The sequence below is a fragment of the Bacteroidota bacterium genome, assembly GCA_013360915.1.
In the GTDB taxonomy this organism is placed as follows: domain Bacteria; phylum Bacteroidota; class JABWAT01; order JABWAT01; family JABWAT01; genus JABWAT01.
Genome location: JABWAT010000005.1, coordinates 57,918 through 75,010, shown reverse-complemented (window position 1 = coordinate 75,010; position 17,093 = coordinate 57,918). Strand labels below are relative to the sequence as shown.

The following is a 17,093-nucleotide window of genomic DNA, read 5'->3' as shown; positions in this document are numbered from 1 at the left end:
GCCTTTCCGACTGATTTTGGTTTTTTTTCATCCGATCCTCACTTATATTAAAGGATTGGATACAGAAAAAAGACCCATTGGAACTAACTGTTTTTCTTAAAGGCCTGCTTATTGGTCTGTTTGTCAGTCTGCCGGTTGGTCCCATCAGTGTGGTGGGAATCAGGCGGATCCTGCTGAAAGGTCCCTTTCACGGTGTGATGACCGGTTTTGGCGCAGCCACAGCGGATAGCATCTACTGTCTGATTGCGGCGGTCGGATTGCAGTTCATTGCCGATCTTCTGCTGGCTTACTCTTTTCAGATGAGTCTGGCTGGCGGAACCTTTCTGGTCATTTTCGGAACGCGGGTGTTATTTACGCATGCACGTATTCCACTGAATGTTCAGGACGATACCACCCGTGAGTCTGGTATCAAACGGTCCTTTTTATATGCCTTCATTCTTGCCTTTACCAACCCGGTTATGATCTTCAGTTTTCTGGCTATTTTTGCCGCTCTGGGGATCGATTCGATCAGTCATTCCCCGGTGAATGTGGCCTTGCTGGTCGGGGGTGTTTTTACCGGGGCCATTTCCTTCTGGCTCGGATTCAGCCAGCTGATCAGTCATTTGCGGACCCGCATCAACCTGGATACCCTTCGCCGGCTGAACCAGATCAGCGGCATCATTCTGTCCATTTTTGGTATTTCCATTATCATTTCAGCTTTTTTCCGGTTCTGAAATATGCTTAAACGACTTCTCATTTTACTGGTGACCGGTCTGGTTGCCCTGGGTGTGTTTTCTTCCTGTAAAATCAGGTTTCAGTCGGCTGAAAACGGACAGGTGGTTTCCGGGAAGACCTGGCACTGGCGTCTGGTCACCACATGGCCTCCTCACTTCCCGATCATGGGTGAAGGACTTGATGAATTTGCCAGACAGGTTGCTGCGATGTCGGGCGGAAGAATGACCATTCAGGTGTTCGGGGCCGGTGAGTTGGTTCCCGCTCTGGAAATTTTTGATGCAGTCAGCCTGGGAACGGCCGAAATGGGTCATGGTGCCTCCTATTACTGGGCCGGAAAGGTACCGGCCGCTCAGTTTTTCTGCACGGTTCCCTTCGGAATGAATGCCCAGCAAATGAATACCTGGCTGACTGAAGGGGGCGGATTGAAATTGTGGACCGACCTCTATGCCCGGTATCATCTGGTTCCTTTTCCGGCAGGAAACACGGGTGTTCAGATGGGAGGCTGGTTTAACAAGCCGATCCGGACCGTGAATGATCTGAAAGGTCTGAAAATCAGGATGCCGGGGCTTGGCGGAAAGGTCATTTCAGGATTGGGAGCGACCGCGGTTCTGGTTCCGGGAAGTGAACTTTATACGAATCTGGAACGCGGGGTGATCGATGCTGCCGAATGGATCGGTCCGTATCATGATTACCTGATGGGCTTTCACCGCATTGCTCGTTACTATTACTATCCTGGCTGGCATGAACCGGGACCCACGCTGGAATTGATGATTAATAAAACGGCCTGGGATGGCCTTCCGCCCGATCTGCAGGCCATTATCCGCAGTGCGGCTGCCAATCTGAATGACTACATGCTGACCCGGTTCGAAGCGCGAAACCGTGACTATCTGGAAAAGATCCGTCAGGAAGGATCTGTTGAGATTCTTCCGTTTCCCGAGGACGTGATGACGGCGCTGCGGTTACAAACAAAACTGGTGCTGGAAAACCTGGTAAAAACCGATCCTGAAGCGGCAAAGGTGTATGAATCGTACCGGAGTTTTCAGGAAAAATCGGTCTCCTGGTCCGAGATGTCCGAAATTCCCTATTATCTGCAGATCGGTCGTCAGTGAATCATTCCGGTCAGGTTGATGATCCGGTAAATATCAATGTCTGTTTCATGGTCGAAGCCTTTTTCCCAAAAGGTCAGACCGCATTTTTCGAGTACCCGTTTGCTGGCAGCATTGCCGGGATGAACCCTTCCGATAATAATCAGCAATCCCAGGTGATTGAACCCATAGTCCAGGCAGGCTTTGGCTGCCTCGGTAGCCAGTCCATGGTTCCAGACGGATTGTTTAAGACGGAACCCGAGATCCACGGCACCACTGTCTGTATGCACCTTCAGTCCGCACCAACCGATGAATTCCCCGGTTTCCTTCAGTTCAACGGCCCACCGACCCATGCCCGTTTCCTGATAGGCTGTGTAGGATTCGAGAAAGGCCCGGGCCGCCTCAACCGATGGAAAAGTCTCGTCGCCGGTCCATTTTATCACCTCTGGGTCGGCATTTAAACTGAACAGGTTCTCTGCATCGTTTACCGTGAGTTCACGGAGCAGCAACCTCGGAGTTTCGAGTTTCCACATGTCAGCCTCCTATCCAGTGAACCAGAGACAGGCTCAGTTCAGGAAAAAGTGCCACCAGTAACAAGACCAGCAACTGAATGGCGATAAAAGGGATGATCCCCCTGTAAAGATGTCCGGTGGTGATGCCGGGAGGAGCCACCCCCTTCAGGTAAAAAAGGGCAAAGCCGAAAGGCGGGGTCAGAAACGAGGTTTGCAGATTGACAGCCAGTAATATCCCGATCCAGGTCAGATCAATACCCATCTGAATGAAAAGGGGTGTCACCACCGGCACAATGATAAAACAGATTTCGATAAAGTCGATAAAAAATCCTGCAATAAACACCGTGATCATAACGATCAGCAGAAAGTGATGGGGTGACAAATCGAAATGGGAAATCAGTCCGGCCAGATACAGATCGCCGCCGGCCCCACGGAAGACCAGCCCGAAGGCAGTGGCGCCGACCAGAATAATCATGACCATGGAGGTCAGCCAGGTGGTTTCCTTCATGACCGCAAGGAGTGTGTCCCGGTTCAGTTTGCCCTGTGACCAGGTCATCAGCGTTGCACCGGCTGCGCCAACGGCCGCCGCCTCGGTGGGTGAGGCAATTCCGGTAAAAATCGAGCCCAGAACGGCCACCATCAAACCGATGGGTGCAGCCAGCGATTTACCCACGCGTTTCCATTTGCCGGATGCTTCAAAGGCGGCCAGTTCGTCGGATGGCATGGCGGGTGCCCATTCCGGCTTGATATGGGCAATGATCAGAATCAGAATAAAGTAAAGGCCCACAATGAGCATTCCCGGAATGAGTGCTCCGATGAACAGGTCACCAATCGATACATTCAGAACACTGCCAAGCAGGACCAGCACAATGCTCGGCGGAATGATCTGACCAAGGGTTCCGGCAGAAACAATGGTTCCTGTGGCCAGTTCTGGTTTGTATCCCCGTTTCAGCATGGTGGGAAGGCTGAGCAGACCCATGGTCACAACGGTGGCACCCACAATGCCGGTTGAGGCAGCCAGCAGAAGCCCCACAAACAGAACGGAAATGGCCAGTCCGCCTTTCAGTTTTCCAAACAGAAGCGCCATGGTTTCAAGCAGGTCATTGGCCAGTCCGGATTTTTCCAGCATAACCCCCATGAAGACAAAGAGGGGAACGGCCAGCATGACGTAATTGGTCATGATTCCCCAGACCCTCAGGGGGAGCAGGTTAAAAAAATCGACCCCAAAGGTAAGTGCGCCAACGATCAGGCTGAGTCCGCCCAGCGAGAAGGCGACCGGGTACCCCAGCATGAGCAGCAGAATCAGAAAGACAAACAAAATCATCGGGTTCAGTTCAATGATCATGTGCAGCCTTTCCGGTAAGGAGTGTGTACAGGCTTCTGAGTCCGGATGAAAGCCCGGCGATGAACAGGAGCATGAATCCGGCCGGAATAGCCGATTTGATCAGCCAGCGTGCGGGTAAGCCGCCGGGGTCGGGAGACGTTTCACCCAGTGACCAGCTGGCATGAATAAAGGGAATGGAAGTGACCACAACCAGCACACAAAAGGGAAGCAGGAGGAGAAAAGTGCCGAGCGTATTCACCAGTGCTTTTTTTCTCGGTGATAAACCGGAATAAAAGATATCGACCCTGACATGGCGGTCCGCCTGATGGGTGTAACCGGCACCGAGGAGAAACAAAAGGGCGAAGAGATGCCATTCCAGTTCGGGAATCCAGGCCGCAGTTTGTGAGGTCAGGTACCGGATGATCACATCGGCAATAATGACAATGACCAGAAACAGGGACAACCAGATGGTCAGCAGTCCTGCCCGGTTTGTGAACCGGTCCAACCGGTCCGATAGGAGGAGTAACCGGTTCATTGGGTGCTTTGTTCCAATATCATGGAATCCGATACCAGACAGATTCCGCCGTAGGATTCAATCATGGGACCAATCGCGGCGGTCAGATCGGGAAGGGAGGTGGAATCAATGGCAAGAATCAGAACATCAACTGCAAAAACATCGGTCACATCGTCAGCGGTGCGGTCAAACAGGGACCCCCTTCCATTTGCATGACGGATATGAGTGTACTGATGAAACCCGGCCGCAGAGAGGTTTCTGATCAGAACCGGCATAATTACCGATCCGATAATGATTTCGACCCGTTTGACTGGTTTCATAAGTACCTCCAGATGGCTTGAATAACGGTGAGGTATAGAGGAATTCCAACGATAATGTTGAAGGGGAAGGTGATGGCCAGTGACATGGTCACATACAATCCGGGGTTGGCTTCGGGAATCGCCAGCCTCAGGGCAGCGGGAACAGCAATATAACTGGCGCTAGCGCTTAAAACTGTGAGGAGAAAGGCAGATGGAATCGACAGATTCAGCATTGCGGAAATGGAGATGGCCAGACAAGCGGCCAGAACCGGGAACCACAGCGAGAAGCCGATCAGGGCAAACCCAGGCCTTTTTCCTTCAAGCAGACGCCGGGCCGCAACCAATCCCATATCGAGAAGAAACAGCATCAGAATCCCATAAAACAAGCCACCCGTAAATGGTTCTGTCATGGTTTTTCCCTTCTCGCCGGTCAGAGCACCAACCGCCAGACTTCCCAGCAGAATAAAAACGGAGCTGTTTAGAAAAGCATCCTTAATCAGGTGACCCCAGCCAAAACCGGCGGGATCGGCGGTTCCTCTCTGAGAGCGTCTGAAAAGAATAACTGCTATGATAATGGCCGGGCTTTCCATCAGAGCCAGTGCCGCAACCCAATGTCCGTCTGGTACCATCTGCTGGGTCGAAAGAAAGGAAATGGCGGTAATGAAGGTGACTGCGCTGACCGAGCCGTAGGTTCCTGCAATGGCTGCGCCGTTGGCAGGTGAAACCCATCGCCTGATGATGAACCAGGCAACGAGGGGAATGCAAGCCGCCAATGCGACCGCCAGAGCCAGTTCTGTAACAATCTGTCCGCTGAGGCCCGTTGCAGAAAGAGAATAGCCGCCCTTCAGGCCGATGGCAATCAGCAGATAGATACTGAGCAGTTTAGGTATCGGTGCCGGAATATCCAGGTCGGACCGCACAACAGCCGCCAGAGCACCCAGAAAGAAAAAGAGAATGGGTGGGCTGACCAGGTTGTTCAGAATGATCTGTATGTCTGGCATCGGATACACCCCTTGTCAACGATTGATTACAGTCATCGGACCAACCCTGTGTTTTTGATGGAATCCTGGCAGGCTGGCTGAATTGGCATAAAGATAGCAGGAAGGATGGGCGGAACTAAAACGGAGCCAATATGCAGACACTCACTACCCTGATCAGAGTCTTCACAGTGTCGGTATTTTTTACAGTCTTTGTGATTGGTTCACTGGTCCGTTGGATGTGAGGATCAGCTTCGGGTCTTCCATTCTTCATACAACACGTGAATCAATCCATCAGAAAGTCCGATCTGAGGCACCAGGATTTCTTTGATGGATCCCCACTTCATGATGGAAAGATAAATGTCACTTGCAGGAAGCACCACGTCGGCGCGGTCTGGCTTGAGGCCTAGTTTCCTGATCAGGTCCTGAGTCGAAAAGCCAGACAGCCAGGAAGCAGTTTCCCTGAATTTTTTAAAGGACAGGGACTCCCCGTCTGACCGTCCGGCCAGCCGGTGGATTTTGTTAATGTTTCCGCCCGAGCCAATGGCAGTCACCTTGCTGAACAGTCCCGTTTGCCGCGTGACCCAGTTTTTCAACCGGGTCCATTCTTCATCAGATACCCGTTCATCGATCAGGCGGATGGTTCCGATATTAAACGATTCAGAGGTAAACTTGACTCCATTTCCGAACAGGGTCAGTTCGGTGCTTCCGCCGCCGACATCAATGTAGAGATACGCCCGGTCACCGGGAAGGGCTTCGGCAATGTGGTTCGAAAAAATGTAATCTGCTTCGGTCTTTCCATCGATGATCTCAATACCGATTCCGGTTTTTTCTCTTATCCGCATGGCAATTTCCAGTCCGTTGCGTGCTTCACGCATGGCAGAGGTTGCGCAGGCTTTGGTGGCTATCGGATCGAACACTCTGATCAGATAAGAAAAGGCCAGCATGGTATTGGTCAGGGCCATTTCCCGGTCCTCTGAAAGCTTGCCTTTCGTAAAGGCATCATCACCGAGGCGCAGAGGCATTCTGACGAGATTGACCTTTTTGACATCAATGGATTGATCGGGATTTTCGTATACGTGGGCAAATAACAGCCTGACTGCATTGGAACCGATGTCAATGGCCGCAAAACGAAGGGGCTCAGAACCCGGAACGGAAGGCCATTCTTCGGGAGCGGGCAGAGAAAAAAGCGACCGGGCCATATCAGTCAGCGGCAGATAAGGTTTTCAGATAGTCGTAAATGGATACCTGAGACCGTATTGGCTTCTCTCCTGCCGGCGTTTCTTTGTAAATATTGGATTGGTGAATATCGAGCAAACGCGCTTTAACCGTATCGGCAAGCTGCAGGTCAATGATGGTGCGGAGTTCCTCCTGAAGGGATTTGTCATAGATAGGAACCGCCACTTCAATCCGCTGATCGAGATTTCGGGTCATCAGATCAGCCGAACTGATGTAACAGACCGGATCATTGTTGTTGCAGAAGAAATAAACCCGGCTGTGTTCGAGAAATTTATCAACAATACTGATGGCTTCGAAATCGGAGGTGTCGGTTTTTTCGGCTGGGACCAGTGAACAGGTTCCCCGGATGATCAGATTTACTTTCACTCCTGTCTTAACCGCCTCGTTAAGAAGAATTACCACATCCTTGTCAACCAGGTTGTTCACCTTCAGAATGATGTAGGCCGGTTTTCCTTCCTGGTGATTTCTGATTTCAGATTTAATGAGTTTCACAAAGGTGGACCGCATGTTGTACGGGCTGACCGCAAGATGTTTGTAACGGATTTTAAACAGCTTGATGTGGTCTTCAAAGGCCTCGAACAACTGGGACACTTCTTCGGTAATTCCTTTATGAGAGGTCAGCAGGCATTTATCGGTATAAATCCGTGCGGTGTCTTCATTATAATTACCTGTTGAAATAGCGGCAAATCGTTTTACATGCCGTCCTTCCTGCCGGGTGATCAGCAGAAGTTTCGAGTGGACTTTGTATGAATTGTCGCGCGGATCTGAATCAGTGCTACGGAACCCGTGAATTACCTTGGCTCCTTCTTCAACCAGCCGGTTCGACCAGTAAATATTGGCTTCCTCATCGAACCGGGCCTGAAGCTCCATGACCACCACCACCCGTTTTCCGTTTTTGACAGCGTTGATGAGAGCATTGACCACATTTGATTTACTGGCCACCCGGTAAAGCGTCATTTTAATGGAGGTTACATTCGGGTCGATCGCGGCTTCTCTGAGCAGGTCAATCACATGATCGAAGGACTGATAGGGAAAATGCAGGACAAGATCTTTGCGCCTGATGGTTTCAATTACCGAAACCCCATGCGGCAGATCGCGGTGTTTTAAAACCGGCGGATAGTGATATCTGAGTTCTGAAGGACCCACCTTGGGGAAGCGGATAAAATCTTTAAAATTGTGATAACGGCCCCCTGGGATGACGGTATCCTTTTTATTCAGATGCAAACGCTTGACGAAATAATTCAGCAGTTCTTCCGGCATGGTTTCATCGTAAATAAACCGGACCGGATTTCCTTTCTGACGTTGTTTGAGACTTTTCTCCAGCTTTTCCACATAACTGGCAACCGCATCGTTATCGAGATCCAATTCTGCATCCCGGGTCATTTTAACTGTGTAGGCAGAGTAGTGGTTGAATCCGAAAATGAAAAATATATCATGCAGACAATACCGGATGATATCATCGAGCAGAATAATCGAGGTACGCTGAGAGGAATCGGGCAGGACAATAAACCGGGGAAGCTGTGAAGGAACCTCAATGAGAGCAAACCGGTTTTTGTTGTGCTTCCGGTGCGAGGAAAGAATGACCGCCAGATAGATGGACCGGTCTTTCAGATACGGAAATTCTTTGATGTCATCAATCATGATCGGGACCAGGGTGGGGTGTACTTCGCTTCGGAAATACTGCTGGACAAACTGGCTCTGATCGTGATTCAGCTGTGTTTCATTGATAATATGAATATGATGCCGTGAAAGTCCCTGAAGGATATCGGCATAGATGGCATTAAACTTTTTGTTTTGCCTGAACATGATCTGTTGAATTTCATCAAGGACCACTTCGGGCTTTTTCCCAACCATTTTTGTGTATCGGTTGGATAGCTTGGACATGCGTTTCAGAACGGCAACACGAACGCGGTAAAACTCATCGAGATTGGATGAAAAGATTCCAAGGAATTTTAAACGTTCAATCAGCGGAACGGAAGGGTCCTCCGCTTCCTGGAGGACCCGTTCGTTAAAAGACAGCCAACTGATTTCCCGTTCTTTAAACAGGTTGTTGACTGTTGGCATCAGACCTGCGGTGCTGGGGTTGCGGCAGGTGCAGGAGCCGGTGCCACTTTCGGTTTACGACCGCGTTTGGCTCCGGTTTTGGTTACTGCCTTTTTAGCTGCTGGCTTCGGACCACGTTTAGCAGGTGCCTTTGCAACGGCTGGTTTTGCAGCCTTGGCAGCCGGTTTACGTCCGCGTTTCGCCGGGGCTTTTGCAACGGCTGGTTTTGCAGCTTTAGCAGCTGGTTTACGTCCGCGTTTTTTGGGAGCAGCATCAGCAGCAGGTTTTGCAGCCTTGGCAGCTGGTTTGCGTCCGCGTTTTTTAGGGGCCGCTGTTGCCTTTTTCTCGGCATCTTTAACAGCTTTCAGAACCTTTTTGAGGAACTGATCGGTAAGGCTCTTTACCTCTTTTTCGATCTTGGACATGGATGACTCTCCTATGTGTTTGGTTAGTGAATACAGGGTCTCGAACAGCAGGTGCTCGATGCGGGACTTCGCTGGCGCGAACTCGGGAAGGTGCTTGACTTTATCGGAGGGGGTGTGAACAAATACAATCGTTCCTGAGCCGGGTTGGATGGAATTCCAGTCTGAACTTTCAAACCGGATTCCCGTGATTCCGCTGGTCGGAAGTGACCAGCCGGATGATCCGGTCAACCAGGTCAGCAGATCACTGATCATCGGATTGTGACCAATGATGATTAACTGTCTGATTTCTGATCTGGTTTGCCTGATCAGATTAATCTGTAACCCGGCATCGCCAGAGTACAATACCTCTGAAATCCTGATTTTTTCTTCGGGGTAGGAAATTGAAGTGCTGATGCGTTGGGCTGTTTCAATGGCACGCTGTGCAGGGCTGGTGAGAATCAGGTCGGGCGAAATGGACAATGATGCCAGGTAGTCACCCGATTTTTCTGCATCCTTTCTGCCTGATTTTGTTAACCGACGTTCCCGGTCAGAAAAAACCAGTTCATCCGATTCTGCTTTTGAGTGGCGGATCAGGATGATCTGAAATTCCGTTGGGGACAGAGGTTTCATATGGGCTGGTGTGGTCCGGTAAGTGATGCTGTCTTTTGGCTGACAGAGATATCCTTCTGACGGATATTAATGGACAAACAGTCTCTTTTCTTTTTCCGGTTGGGGACGGATTTTATTTTTTCTGAACTGACTTTTATAAAAATCTGATTTAAAGTCAACTATTTCTTCAACAAAAATAAAATATAAATTGTTTCAAATTCAATACCCTCAGGAAAAATAGATTTAAAATACTTGCCTTTTCACTGCAAATCTGAGGAATGATGCGGTAAATCACGTTCTGATTTCAGAAAATCCACTGGTATTCAGGCGGATGATCATAATTAAATGATGGAAAAAGGGATGTCGGACAAACAACCACTGCAGTGAAAAAAGGAAAAGGAAGGAACAAGGGCCGCGGTTTGGAGAGAAACAGATCAGGATCGAATGACGTTCAGAGGAGAATGGCCAACCGCAGTTTAATTAATATCCAAGACGGCGCTGCAGACGGTTCCGTGTGTTTTTAAGGGAGTCAGCAAGGCTTTCTGATTTGGGCTGGTCAGTTTCCGTATTGAGGATATCACTTTCAATTTTTCTGATATTCAATTCTGGTTTTGCCTGGTTTTGCTGGTAGAGGGAAACCGCTTTCTCAATTTCCTGAACAAACACTTCCTTGCGGTACGGTTTAATAAAATACCGGTGTATCCGGCCCTGATTGATCAACCGGACGGCAAGGTCGATGTCTTTTATTTCAGTAAGAAGAACCGGCACCACAGAAGGGAAATCATCCCGGATAACCGAAATAAAATCAATGCCATCGGTCTCGCCAATTCTTGCTTCCGAAATGACCACTGCCACCGGATTTGATCTCAGCACCTGATAGGCACGCTCGGCAGAGTTTGCAGTGTGTACAGTAAAACTGGCGCTGAATGTTTCTGAAAAGGAGTGTAACTGCGCTTCACTGCCATCAACAAACAACAGGTGAGGTTTCTGGCGAATGGGTCCGCCGGAAGGAGCGGATCTTGCAGAATCAGATTTGGATCGGGCGAGTTGCACCTGCTGGTAAACCTGGCCAGCGAGGTCGATGGTTTCTTTTAGTTTGTCTACTTTCCACGGTTTCGAAATAAACCGGAAAATATCACCGCTGTTAATGGTTTCGATGACTGCATCAAGATCGGCATAACCGGTGACCAGAATGCGGACGGTTTCGGGATACTTTTCTTTCGAAATTTTCAGCAGGTCGGTCCCGCTCATGCCCGGCATTTTCTGATCGGTGACGATCACGTGAACCGGTGTGGTGGAAAGGATTCCAAGTGCTTCCTGTCCGTTGCTGGCAATGTGAACCCGGTAGAAACGGCTGAAAATGCTCTGAAACGTCGAGCAGACCGCTTCCTCATCATCCACAAAAAGAACCGAAAGTCTTGACATGAAGCCCTGTATTGGTTATCTCTTGGGAATATAGGTAATTTTTTCCCGATTGTCATCTGATTCAGGAATGAACATGATCGGGGATTTGTTTTGCAGGAAAAATGGAGGAAACCATGAAAAAACTGCGGGTTCTGATGCTGGTTGACCATGTTTATGAAGATCTTGAGCTCTGGTATCCGAAATTGAGACTCATCGAAGCCCACGCTGAGGTGGTGGTTGCCGGACCTGAGGCCAGGCATGTTTACGAGGGTAAACACGGCTATCCGTGCAGGTCCGATGTGTCCATTCCATCGGTGAATCCTGATGACTTCGATGCGCTGGTCATCCCGGGTGGATTCGCCCCGGATCAGCTTCGTCGCTCACCCAAAGTAAAAGCCATCACACGACACATGCATGACTCCGGAAAGCTGATTGCTTTTATCTGCCATGCCGGGTGGATTCCCATTTCAGCGGGAATTGTCAGAGGGTACCGGGTTACCTCAACTCCGGGAATTATGGATGACCTGATCAATGCGGGTTGTGAATGGGTCGATGAGGAAGTGGTGGTGGACCGTAATTTCATCACCTCCCGACGGCCCGATGATTTACCGGCCTTTTGCCGTGAAATCATCCGGTATCTGAAACTATGAAGGGGATTCCATCATGCTGTTGACCATATCAAGCAAGTCCTTGACATGATACGGTTTCGGGAGAAATCGGACACTTTTCTCCTTCAGGATTCCATCCAGCAGATCGGTTTGTGAGTATCCGCTCGAGAAAATGACTTTCACGTCGGGAAACTTCTGAATAATTTCAAAGTAACCCTCCACTCCATTCATCTGCGGCATCATAATATCGAGAATGATCAACCGGATTCCCGATCCGTGCTGGTCCATCATCTGAATGGCTTCCAGTCCGTTTCCTGCATGAAGGATATGGTAGTGGTAGTGGGTGAGGATATCCGAAATAAGACCACGGATGGAAGGATCGTCATCCACCACCAGAATGCTGGCTCCTGATCCGTCATGAACAGCCTGAGTATTCTGTGTCTGCACCTCAACTGAATCGGCCGGTTCATTTCCCCCGGCCACATGGGCAGGCAGAAATACCGAAAAGGTCGATCCCTCGCCGGGAGCCGAACGAACCTGAATAAATCCGGAGTGACTCTTCACCACGCCATAGGCCATGGCCAGGCCCAGGCCCGTTCCTTTTCCGACTTCCTTGGTGGTGAAAAACGGTTCGAAAATCCGTTTCCTGACATCCTCTGTCATTCCCATTCCATTGTCGGTTACGGTAATGATGACATATTCTCCGGGGTTGACTTCCGGGATCTGAGGATCGGCAAAAATGGTTTTGCGGAGTGTGGTGATTACAATGGTTCCTTTTCCCCGGACGGCATCTCTTGCATTCACACACAGATTCAGAAAAACCTGCTGTAGCTGAACAGGATCTCCCATGATCAGCGGTAAATCCGCGTCAAAATCAGTCCGGATAGTAACCTGTTTTTCGAAGGTTCGTTCTATAATATGAAGCGTATCCGAAATTATTTTGTTGATCTGTGTCGGAATTTTATTGGCACTGGTACCGCGGGCAAATGCAAGCAGCTGAGAAATCAGGTCGGCTGCGCGGTTTGCAGCCTGTTCGATGGCCGACACGTACCGGAATTGCGGATGGTCAGGATCCATTTGATTGCGGATAAAACTGGCATAGCCCATGATTCCTGACAGGATGTTATTAAAATCATGAGCCATCCCGCCGGCAAGCTGCCCGATCGATTCCATCTTCTGTGATTGAAACAACTGCTGCTGAAACCGGCGCTGTTCGGTGATATCTTTAATCGTTCCCTGCAGATAGAGCACCTCACCATCCTGACCTTTTACCAGGCTGGAGGAATGCAGAACGGTGATTGCGGTGCCATCCTTCCGTTTCATGGTGATTTCAAAATTCTTAACATTGCCGATACGCGAAAGGTTTTTCAGAAAAACATCCCGGTTGGCTTTGTCAATACACAAATCTTCCCAGATATTGACTTTGAACATGTCTGCGGCTGAAGTATACCCGAACATCTGGTAACCGGCCGGATTGATATCCAGAATAAATCCTTCGGTGGAAGCGATGAAAACAGCATCATCTATTTCCTCGAACAGGGACCGATATTTCTTTTCAGAAACCCCGATCTGATTAAACAGCCTGGAATTTTCCATGGCCAGGGCGGCCTGTTCGGCAAAATCACAGGCTATATTGAATTCCCTCTCGGTAAAGTATTTTTCACCAGCCATCCGGTCAACACCGAGGACTCCCACCACCAAGTCCTTGATTTTAAGCGGTATTGAAATCATGGAGGTAAACACTTCATTCTGATCCACCACCTGAAAACGCGGATGTTTTTCCACATCATGAATCATGACGCCCCGGCCGGTTTGTGCCACCCAGCCGGCGATGGAATCACCGGGGCCAAATTGAAGCCTTGGAATAATGGACGTGTCGATTCCGCGGCTTGCCCCAACCGATAACCGGCCCGATTGCGGGTCGAGCAGAAACAGGGCTCCATGACGGGCTTCAATCAGTTCAAGCACTTTTTCAACAATCAGGTCGAGCAATTCTTCCTGCTTCATGGTGGAATTAATGGCCTTGGTAACCTGGACAAGCGATTCGCTGTGCCGGGCCCGTCGTCTGAATTCTTCATGCAGAACGCTGTTCTGAATAGCAGAAATGGAGTGAGTGACCAGCAATTGGATGAGTTCAAAATCATCAGGGGAAAAGGGAACCGGACCGGTGCGGATAACCGAAAAAGCTGCGACATTTTTTCCGGAGACTTTTACCGGAATGGCAATGATGTGTTCTTCACCCGGATCATATCCCGATGGATAAAAACTTTCAGGATCCAGGTGAGAATTATTGATCATCACAATTTCATCGGTCACCACCACACGTCCGGCAATGCCTTGTCCCTCCGGAATCACAAACTGATCGGGATCATATCCTTTCCAGTCAATGGCCCGGCTGGCAAGCGGACGCAGGATTTTACTGCCAGGTTCCTGCCAGTACAAAACAATCAGGTTGTAACGGACCACAGTGGAAAGGGCATCGGTGATGGTTTTAAACACATCATCCAGGCTGAGCGTGTTTAAAAGGGATCGGGCAATATCGAGAAGCCGTCTGCGTTGGGCAGTCATTCGTTCGGCTGCTTCTTCTGCTCCTTTCCGCAGAGTGGCATCCATTATTCTGACAAGAATAAACCGGCTGTTGGCCGTTCGGAATGGTTTGACCGAAATGTCACCCCAGAACAAACTGCCATCAAATGTGCTCAGTCTGACTTCATAAAACTGATTGGGTGCCTGTGGATCGAGCGGAACAGGAACAAGCTGACTGAAGGGCACCGGACCCTGGCTGAAATAGGCTTCGGGCAAATGAAAAAGATCATAGGCCTTCGAATTCACATATCCGATTTCTCCGTTATCTGGATTTAACAGCAACAGGGCCGCATCTGAATCCATAAAAATGGATGAGAAGATTTCGGTGCGAAGACCAAACCGTTCATTGGTGAAGGTTCTCAGATACAGAATCAGGTAAATGCCAATAAAAACAATCAGAACCACCGTTATAAAAATAAATTGATTGGTGGCTGTCTGAGGGGCCAGGGCAGCTCCCGGGACCAGAAAAAGGGTGAGGCCTCCGATGTATACAGTCAGATACCGGAAATTCTGAAAAACGGCACTGGTGAGCATCACAGAAAAAACCAGTCCGGGAAGAAACTGAATTCGGAATCCGTTAATCAGAACGAGATATAATATCCAGGCATTCAGAAAAACCAGAAGAATCGGAAAATAAAAAGCAGCACGGGATTGTATGTACCGGGAAATCAGTGTGCCGGTCAGAAACAGGGTGAAAGCACCGATAAGAAGTAACCGGAGGATAACCGGATTGACACCGGGATTGTCATAACTCTCATGCAGAAGCCAACCAATCAGCAAGACTCCGATTGCAATCGCCGACAGAATCCGGTAGGAATTTAACTGTGAGCGAAATGGTTGTATGGATCCTGACAGGATGTCTGACAGGGATGTTTGGTGGTTTCCCATGTAAGAAAGTAGTAAATTCTGTTAAGTTACAACGTATTATAGTATTGAGAAAGTGCCGGAAGTTTCTGGTTGCTCTGAATAACAAATGAGAGATGGGATGACCATGTTGATGATTCTGACAGGAATTGTGGCATTAATTGCTGCAGGAATGCTGCTTCTTGTGGTTTTCTGGCCATGGCAATTGATCCGTCGGAGCGGGCTGTCCCTGACTCTGATTCAGTTTTATCAGCTTCAGGCAAAAAAATTTCCGGTGACCGCTTACCTGCGTCTTTCTGAGCGGTTCAGAAAAGCGGGTGTCACGGTAACCTGGCCCGATCTGGAGTGGTTTCACCTGAGTGCAGAACAGGAAATTTCCGGCCGGAAGGATGGGAAAAATCAGACCAGCACCCATCTGCTCGCCGATGTGTTGCAGGCCATTGAACTGACTGCAGGAGAGGGGTATATCATGAGTTTCCAGCAGGCCGTGATGCAAGTGCTGAAAGGCAAGAATGGCCGAGAGGTGGCCCGTGATTTTGTTCAACTGATGTGGGTGGCAGAGGGGAAAGCAGGTCGCGCGTGATTGCGGCCGTTTTAGCAGGAGGAAAATCGACCCGCTTCGGCAGAAACAAACTTGCCGAGCCCATTAATGGAACTCCCCTTCTTGAACGGGTATTCGGGCAGATCAGACCTTACGCCACGCAGGTATGGATGATTGGTCAGCAGGATGGACTGGAACCTGGGCCGGACCGGATTCTTTACGATACGCCTGGTTACCCGGGTCCGTTAGGAGGAGTGGTGTCGGTGTTGAAAGAATTCCCATCAGAGCCGGTATTATTTCTTGCTGGTGATTTGCCCTGCCTGTCTGATGAGGGGCTGAAATGGTTCTTGCACTCAGCTGATCCTCTCCGGCTTACCATTCCGGTCACTCAGGAGGGTAACCGGCAGGTCCTTCACAGTCTGTGCCCGGTCACTCAGGCAAAAAAACTCCATTTGATGCTCGAAAGAGGTGATATCCGGTCCCTGGATTATTTTTTCGGTCTGATTGATCCCTTGCTGCTTCCGGTTCCACAGAGCCATTCACGGCATTTTTTAAATCTGAATACACCCGAGGATCTGATCCGTGATATTTAACAGATTCCTTCTGGCTGGTCTTCTGATTCTCACCTCCTGCCACAATCCGTTTGCACCTCCTGTCGGCACAGAATCAGATGCAGGGAACACGGGTACCCGGAACCAGGTCACGATCGAAGGATTTTACGAAGCATTTAAAACTGCCTACCGGATACAGGACACCACCCTCTACGGTCAGTTGCTGGATGATGGCTTTCAGTTTAATTATTATGATTTCGAGCGGGGTATCGATGTGTCCTGGGGCCGTTCTGAGGACATGAAAACCACAGCTGGTCTGTTCAGGAACAGTGAACAGTTGGAACTGGAGTGGAGTTATTTCAGGGATTACCGTGTCGATTCGGTTCAGGCCATTCTCTCGCGGGCATTTACCCTCCGCGTGGTTTTTTCTTCGGTGGATGTCATTCAGGGGGATGGTATTGCCCGATTCCAGCTGGGCCGGCCAACGGCTACCTCTCCCTGGAAACTGGTTCGCTGGACCGATGAGTCAAATTTCTGAAAACCGGTTGCATCGATTCACTGGTTTGTCTAACTTTGCGGTCCCCTCAGGGTTCGGGGCCCTTAGCTCAGTCGGTCAGAGCAGTGGACTCATAATCCATTGGTCGCAGGTTCGAGCCCTGCAGGGCCCACATCAGTTTGTAAAAGGAAGCATTCCCTTCCCGGAGGAGTCGCATAGTTGGTCTAGTGCGCACGCCTGGAAAGTGTGTATACCGAAAGGTATCGTGAGTTCGAATCTCACCTCCTCCGCTAAAAAAACCCGCAAGTTGTTGAATTTCAATG

Annotated in this window: 16 protein-coding genes and 2 tRNA genes; 8 read left to right on the top strand and 10 right to left on the bottom strand. The window is 49.7% G+C overall.

Annotated elements, in window-relative coordinates; all coding sequences use genetic code 11:
* The first annotated feature begins 77 nt into the window (after positions 1-77).
* Positions 78-713, top strand: a complete 636-nt coding sequence (locus HUU10_08325; protein NUQ81599.1) for a LysE family transporter — start codon at positions 78-80, stop codon at positions 711-713.
* Positions 714-716: 3 nt separating this feature from the next.
* On the top strand, positions 717-1,823 hold the full coding sequence (locus tag HUU10_08320; GenBank protein NUQ81598.1) for a TRAP transporter substrate-binding protein: 1,107 nt from the start codon (positions 717-719) through the stop codon (positions 1,821-1,823).
* On the opposite strand, the gene HUU10_08315 is transcribed toward HUU10_08320, so the two are convergent.
* The 9 genes from HUU10_08315 to HUU10_08275 all read right to left on the bottom strand — a co-directional run bounded on the left by HUU10_08315 (position 1,817) and on the right by HUU10_08275 (position 11,145).
* Positions 1,817-2,332, bottom strand: a complete 516-nt coding sequence (locus HUU10_08315; protein NUQ81597.1) for a GNAT family N-acetyltransferase — start codon at positions 2,330-2,332, stop codon at positions 1,817-1,819. The genes HUU10_08320 and HUU10_08315 overlap by 7 nt on opposite strands.
* A 1-nt stretch (position 2,333) precedes the next feature.
* A complete protein-coding gene (locus HUU10_08310; GenBank protein NUQ81596.1) occupies positions 2,334-3,656 on the bottom strand; it encodes a TRAP transporter large permease subunit in 1,323 nt (440 codons plus the stop codon).
* Positions 3,646-4,170: a TRAP transporter small permease subunit gene (locus tag HUU10_08305; protein NUQ81595.1), complete on the bottom strand. Its 525-nt coding sequence runs from the start codon at positions 4,168-4,170 to the stop codon at positions 3,646-3,648. Before HUU10_08305 ends, HUU10_08310 begins: the two co-directional genes overlap by 11 nt.
* On the bottom strand, positions 4,167-4,469 hold the full coding sequence (locus HUU10_08300; GenBank protein ID NUQ81594.1) for a hypothetical protein: 303 nt from the start codon (positions 4,467-4,469) through the stop codon (positions 4,167-4,169). Before HUU10_08300 ends, HUU10_08305 begins: the two co-directional genes overlap by 4 nt.
* A complete protein-coding gene (locus HUU10_08295; protein ID NUQ81593.1) occupies positions 4,466-5,449 on the bottom strand; it encodes a sodium-dependent bicarbonate transport family permease in 984 nt (327 codons plus the stop codon). Before HUU10_08295 ends, HUU10_08300 begins: the two co-directional genes overlap by 4 nt.
* A gap of 224 nt (positions 5,450-5,673) precedes the next feature.
* Positions 5,674-6,627, bottom strand: a complete 954-nt coding sequence (locus HUU10_08290; GenBank protein ID NUQ81592.1) for an exopolyphosphatase — start codon at positions 6,625-6,627, stop codon at positions 5,674-5,676.
* Position 6,628: 1 nt separating this feature from the next.
* Positions 6,629-8,728 carry a polyphosphate kinase 1 gene (gene ppk1, locus HUU10_08285; GenBank protein NUQ81591.1) on the bottom strand — a complete coding sequence of 700 codons (2,100 nt, stop codon included), beginning with the start codon at positions 8,726-8,728 and terminating at the stop codon, positions 6,629-6,631.
* Complete coding sequence (locus HUU10_08280; protein NUQ81590.1) at positions 8,728-9,741, bottom strand: histidine phosphatase family protein; 1,014 nt, start codon at positions 9,739-9,741, stop codon at positions 8,728-8,730. The genes ppk1 and HUU10_08280 overlap by 1 nt, the downstream gene beginning before the upstream one ends.
* 459 nt (positions 9,742-10,200) lie before the next feature.
* On the bottom strand, positions 10,201-11,145 hold the full coding sequence (locus HUU10_08275) for a response regulator (GenBank protein NUQ81589.1): 945 nt from the start codon (positions 11,143-11,145) through the stop codon (positions 10,201-10,203).
* A 113-nt stretch (positions 11,146-11,258) separates the two neighbouring features.
* Between HUU10_08275 and HUU10_08270 the strand changes: the two genes are divergently transcribed.
* Positions 11,259-11,774, top strand: a complete 516-nt coding sequence (locus HUU10_08270; GenBank protein NUQ81588.1) for a type 1 glutamine amidotransferase — start codon at positions 11,259-11,261, stop codon at positions 11,772-11,774.
* Here HUU10_08270 and HUU10_08265 read toward each other — a convergent pair.
* The gene (locus tag HUU10_08265; protein NUQ81587.1) at positions 11,769-15,206 is read right to left on the bottom strand and encodes a GAF domain-containing protein; all 3,438 of its coding nucleotides are present in this window, start codon (positions 15,204-15,206) and stop codon (positions 11,769-11,771) included. The genes HUU10_08270 and HUU10_08265 overlap by 6 nt on opposite strands.
* 97 nt (positions 15,207-15,303) lie before the next feature.
* On the opposite strand from HUU10_08265, the gene HUU10_08260 reads away from it, so the two are divergent.
* The 5 genes from HUU10_08260 to HUU10_08240 all read left to right on the top strand — a co-directional run bounded on the left by HUU10_08260 (position 15,304) and on the right by HUU10_08240 (position 17,060).
* Entirely contained in the window at positions 15,304-15,765 is a 462-nt protein-coding gene (locus HUU10_08260; protein ID NUQ81586.1) for a hypothetical protein, read from the top strand.
* Positions 15,762-16,316, top strand: coding sequence for a molybdenum cofactor guanylyltransferase (locus HUU10_08255; protein NUQ81585.1), 555 nt, complete (start codon positions 15,762-15,764; stop codon positions 16,314-16,316). Before HUU10_08260 ends, HUU10_08255 begins: the two co-directional genes overlap by 4 nt.
* On the top strand, positions 16,306-16,812 hold the full coding sequence (locus tag HUU10_08250; protein ID NUQ81584.1) for a hypothetical protein: 507 nt from the start codon (positions 16,306-16,308) through the stop codon (positions 16,810-16,812). Before HUU10_08255 ends, HUU10_08250 begins: the two co-directional genes overlap by 11 nt.
* 56 nt (positions 16,813-16,868) lie before the next feature.
* Positions 16,869-16,942 (top strand) — tRNA-Ile (locus HUU10_08245).
* Positions 16,943-16,974: 32 nt separating this feature from the next.
* Positions 16,975-17,060: transfer RNA gene (locus HUU10_08240), tRNA-Ser, on the top strand.
* Positions 17,061-17,093: the final 33 nt, after the last annotated feature.